This is a genomic window from Mesorhizobium sp. 1M-11, assembly GCF_001303895.1.
In the GTDB taxonomy this organism is placed as follows: Bacteria; Pseudomonadota; Alphaproteobacteria; order Rhizobiales; family Rhizobiaceae; genus Mesorhizobium.
In genome coordinates this window covers 1-5,611 of the sequence record NZ_LJSD01000061.1, presented here as the reverse complement: position 1 = coordinate 5,611, position 5,611 = coordinate 1, and the positions used below count along the sequence as shown (strand labels likewise).

Here is a 5,611-nt window from a genome sequence, read left to right as displayed (position 1 = left end):
TAGCTCTTCTGGGTCTGGAAGCCGGAGTTCAGGCGCTCGCCATAGGCCGCATAGCCGGTACTTTCGACGACTGCGCCATCAGCATCGGTGACGAAGCGCACCGATGCCAGGTGATCGCGATGCAGGAAGAACTTCGCCCCGTTCACGATCTTGATGTCGGCATGTGGGTAGCGGGTGTATTTCTCCGCCCCAGGTGTCGCCGGATCGATCTCGACATCGGCGCTCGGATAAAGCGTGGTGCCGAAGGAAGAGCTCTTCTTCACCCGCGCACCATCAGGACCGTAGGCATAGCTTGTCGTGCCGTTGGCCTGCGTGACCGTCGTCAGCCGGTTCGCTTCGTCCCAGACCAGGGTACGGATGCCGTCCGATGAGGTGTTGCCATTAGCGTCATAGGCGAAGGACCGCGAACCGACACTCAACGGCGCATGCGGGCGCTGTGCCGTTGCTGCTGGATACACATAGCTGCCCGAGACCCGGCTGCGCGAGAGCATGTTGCCGTTGGTGTCATAGCTGAAGATCTCGTTGAGGCTGGCGTTGGCACCGTTGGTCGCCGTCATCAGCCAGTCGAGGTTGTTGTAGGTGTAGGCCCAATCCTCGGCCGCGCCGGCAGGATCGAGTGCCGTCGGCGCACCGTTGATGGCGGTGATGCGGCCGGCAAGGTCACGGCTATAAGTGTTGTCTATCAACACGGCGCCGCTCGAGCCTATCGTTACTACCCGGGTCAGCCAGCGTCGTGTCGGCGAATAGCTGAAGTTCGTCTTCACGCCATTGGCATAGACGATCTCGCGCGTCTGATTGTCCGCCTCATAGCTGATCGAAGTGATGTAGCCGGGCGCTGCTGAAAGCAGATTGCCCGAGGTGTATTGAAGCGGCGCCGCACTCGTTCCGAAGTCGAGCGGAGTGGGCGTGTATTGTTGGTAGATCGGCTGCCCGGACCTATCCCGAATGGTCGTGATCGTGCTGCTGCTATTTTGATAGCCGGTCGTTGATTGGGATTGAACCTGGCCGAACGCGTCGTATCCGAAGACGTGTTGAGCAGCGCCACTTTCCGATGAGGTCAGATGGCCGATATTATAATAGAAGGTTGCCTGGCTGTCGTAGCGGTTCTCCGTGACGATTACCGGCGATCCCCCAGGCAGGGTCGCCTTCTTTTGAACCAAGCGCCCCATCTGGTCATAGATGAGCGTGGTGACGGCACCGCGCGCATCGGTCTGTTCGACCAGTTGGTTTGCGGCGTCATATTTGTAGGTCCAGGTGCCGAGATCCGGATCGTTGGCCACCAACCGATTGCCGGCCATGTCATAGCTGTAGGTCCAGACCGATGACTTGTTGTCCAGGAGCTGGGTCAGCCGATGGAAGCGGTCATAGGTGCGATACTGGCTGTCATAGCTGCCATCCTGCATCGCCACCTGGATGCAAACGACATCGTCCCAGGAACTGAAGAACTGCGAGGACCCGCGGCCGAGCTCGTCGACCTGGTAGATCGATCTGAACGGAACATTGCCCACCCCAGAGATTGCGGCGCCCGGATAGAGGTGATAGCTGAGGTTGCGGCCGGATCCATCCGGATTCTCCATCCTGGTCGGACGGTCATTCCAATCATAGTTGGAGATCGACCACTGCGGCGTCTCACCAACGAAACGTGGTACCGACTTGCGCTGCACGTTCGAACGCTGATCGTATTCGGTATGCACCACCCTCAGAGGGCCTGCATCAGTATCTCCGTTGTTATACTGCTGATAGATGCGCCCGAGGCCATCGTAATACGATACTGTCCAGACGTTAGCAGCGCCGGCCGCTTTTGGAGAACTGCTTGCCAGAGTCTGTTGGGCGGGATTACCTTCATAAGCGTATTGCGTTTCGACATAGAAGCCGGTGGTTGTATCGGTAAGCCTGGACCGCCGACAGAACGCGTCATAATTGAAAGTCGTAACGAGACCGTTCCAATCGGTCTTGCTCGCGGGTTTTCCGCAACGGGGTTCGTAAGTGGCTGTTGTGACGAATCTTTGATCGCTTACCTGCGTCGTCCCGGGCATGAAGTACTTCGGTGCTCGCTCCGTCACCGGGTAGATGTGGTAAGTCGGGTCATAGTCCCATTCGGTGCGATTGCCCAGGCGGTCCGTCTTCGACGTTTTGTTGCCATAGCTGTCATAGGTGTAGACCTCAGAGACATATTTCTGAGGGCTCGAATGGGCATCCTGGAAAGTGCGCTTCCAGGTCAGGTTGCCGCGGATGGGCGCCACGACGCTGTCAGCGTGCTGGTTATCGTAGAAATACTCAACAAAGCTCAGGTAAGGCACCGACCAGTCGATCCCCGCATGGACGGTCTCGGCACGCACAGCCGAAACGATATAGTCTGCGGTATTCGGCGGGGCTATGTGGTAGCCGGTGCGCGTCTCGTCACCAGAGACATCCAGCCTGCCGAAGTCATCGACCGTAGTGAGATTGCCGAACTGGTCGAAATAGCGGTCGGTCCGTGTCGATAGCGAGATGCTATCCGACCATGTGGTGACGGTTCGGGTATTGAGAGCCGAATACGGCTTTGTCGTTGCATTGACCTGATAGGTCTCCTCGACCTGCTTGCGGATATTGCCTGAACCATCCTTGATGGTGGTCATTTCCGGCAGCCCGTAGCTCGCCAAGTCCTGGCGATAGCTGGTGGCGACGGTTGGCCGTCCGCTCTCGCCATTGGCGGAAGGCTTGGTCTCGACGACACTGGCAAAGCCGAGGAAGCGGCGGGCAACAGGATCGTATTTGCCGCCCGAATAAGCATAGTCGGTCACCGCAACCTGGCCCCGACCGTCGCCGACCGAGAGCTTCGTCACCGCATGCACGATCTGCGGTAGGTAGTTGTTCCCCCAGCGCGACGATGGCGTGTACTCGACAGCTACCGTTCCGCCGAGTTCCGTGGTGACGTTCCGCAATAGGTTCGGATTCCCAGCACCCGCATTCGATGCATAGACGATGTCGACGAAGCTGCCGGCTCCGTTGCGGTTGATGAAGTCGGGCAATCCGTCGCCGTTGAAATCGCCGATGACCGGCGTGACCGTCAACGAGAACGGCGTGAACTGTTCCGTCGAATAGGCAGAGCTGGCGGTGGGGTGTAGAGCGAACACCGCAGCCGTGCCCATCTTGGGATAACTGGTAGTCGGCCCATCAGGGGTGGCGATGGTGATCAGGTCGGCACGGCCGTCATTGTCGAAGTCGCGCAACACGGCAGTACGAGCAGAACCGGCCGTCGCCGTGTAAAGCTTGAACCCCTGCCCCGTCGAAAGCCAGATGCTGACGGCTCCGCGGTTGTAGCGAACGATGTCGCTGGCGCCGTCGCCGTTGACGTCAGCAAGCACACATGTCCCGTTGCCATCGAAATCAGTGGCCCCGCAGCTTATCGCAAAGGATGCATCGAGTTGCCATGCCCCGCCGGACAAGGCGGTCTTGTAAAGAACCCCCGTGTACGTATTTTTGAACAGTGGTGATTGGCGGCCATTGCCGAGGAAGTCGCCAACACCGATCAAGGGATCGCCACGCGTCGCCGGTATGCTCGAAGGGTACGGATAGAGTGTGTCCACACCGTCGCCTTCCGCGTCAGCGACAAGCCGATACATCGAGGGTGGTGTATAAGGAGAGAGCGGATCTCCCTTGGGCATTGCGGCACAAACCGCCTCGTAGCCAGCAGGCGGGGTCACATTGATCCCATCGCAGGGAAGCTTGGCCAAGCCCAGCTGTGCACCTGTCTGAAGGATAGAACGGGCTGTCGAATAATTGATGCGACCGCCTGGTCCGTTCATCTTGCTGGAGGTGACGGCGTCCGCAAAGTCCAGGGTCTTCTTGCCGACGACGAAACGGCCTGGCTGCGAGAAGTACGGTGGATTGTTCGAGCCTGCGTCGGGCTTCTCTACAGTCTCCAAGTTCAGCGATTGATTGGTGGCCAGACCTCCACTTGACGTGAGCTTGAAGAGGTTGCGAGTACGCCGCGTTCCATAAACAGGATTGCTGGGCGATCCCATATTGGACTGCCCGACATTGTCGCCGAAGATCTCATCGGTGCCATCCAGATCAACATCGCCAACTTGGGCGTTGCTGTTGATGTTCGCTGTCGGCCCCGAGCTAGAAGCGCCGAATATGGACACATTGGCCGTGTTGAACGAGGCAACCGTATCCTGATAGCTCATCTCGGCGATGCGCTTGGAGGTAGTACCGGTGACCACGCCGTTGTCATCGACGGAGGCATCCGATCCATAGCGGGTGACCTTGGTAAGTCGTGACGTGCTGGAGAACGGCGCTCGATCGTAAGTCAGCGCATAAGCGCTCCGCAGTTGGCCAGACACTCGAACCGCGACTGATTTGATGCGGTAGCGGGTCTCTGAGATGTCACGGCCATTGCCCATCAGGATATAGTCGGGCCGTATCTCCAGATACAGATTAATCGTGGTGCCGTTGTAAGTGATGAGCGTCGCATAGCAGACGGGGCTGGGGAAGCAAGCGTAGCCGTAGTTTGCCGTATTGCCGTTGGTGTCGGTGACGGAGGTGAGCAGCCAACGATACTCATAGGTGAGGCTGGCATCCGGCGCCGATGTACCGGTAACGGTGCCAACCGACTTGAAGGTCGAGACCGTTCCGTCACGGTCTGTGACTTCCCAGTATCTGCTGTATTCCGATCCGAGCAGCTTGATACGCCGATAGGATTCGTTCTCGGTGGCATGGGTGCCGCCTGCCGTGCACGAAGGCGAGGACACGCCGGGGCCGCAGGCAACCAGCGGCATGCCGTTGAGCAGGAACACATCGGAGCTGTCGAACATCGGCATGCCATAGCCGGGGCTTGCCCGCTCGATCACATCGATGCCGTCCAGCCCCCAGCCATAGCCCAGCCAGCCCTGGTAGAGCCCGCCGAGCTTGGTCTTGCGGGAGGAATCGTAGGTCAGCGACAGCTTCGGCTCGAGACCGCGGAAGGCCGGCACATCGATGTCGATCGAATAACCGAGGCTGCCATTCGAGGCCCGGTTGGGCAGGTCCACCTTGGCGGGCGCTCCGATCGCTTCCGGATCCTGGCCGACCGTGCCGCTGGCTGAGGTTGCTGCAGCCATGGCCGCAGCAGCTTCCGGAGCCGCCGCCTTCGCATCCGCCTTGGCGGCATCTCCACTTTTGTCGCTCGTGGCCTTGTCTTCGGCCGTGTTGGTCGAACCATTGCCGATCTTGGAAGCCGCGTCAGGATTGCGATCCTGGGCAGAGGCCTTGCCATCGGCCTGCCCGCCGGTTCCTGCCTTCAGCCCATCGCCACTGCCATCCTTGGCTGACGATGTTGCCGCCGATCCGCCTGACTTGCCATCTGTGGCCTTGCCGTCTGCCGCCGCTCCAAAGCCTGCACCGCCATTGCCGAAGCCACCGCTGCCTGAGATCGTGGAGGTGCCGCTCGATGCCGTCCCGGGCTGCGTCTGCGCAAAAGCCTGGCCGCCATATCCATCCGGAAGCCCGAAACTGCTCGCACCGAAAAACCCCGCGACGACAAACGCCGCGCAAAGCCACAACCGACTCATCAGCCCCTCCGTGTCCGGTTGAGCGGAAGTTAGCTAAGGCCACTCATACGCACATGACGAAGGTGTTATGCCAGTAA

Annotated in this window: 1 protein-coding gene; it reads right to left on the bottom strand. The window is 59.5% G+C overall.

Going from position 1 to position 5,611, the window contains the following annotated elements; translation table 11 throughout:
* A partial coding sequence (locus AO692_RS26440; protein WP_082407571.1) for a toxin TcdB middle/N-terminal domain-containing protein occupies positions 1-5,534 on the bottom strand: 5,534 nt, incomplete at its 3' end.
* Between the last annotated feature and the right edge of the window lie 77 nt (positions 5,535-5,611).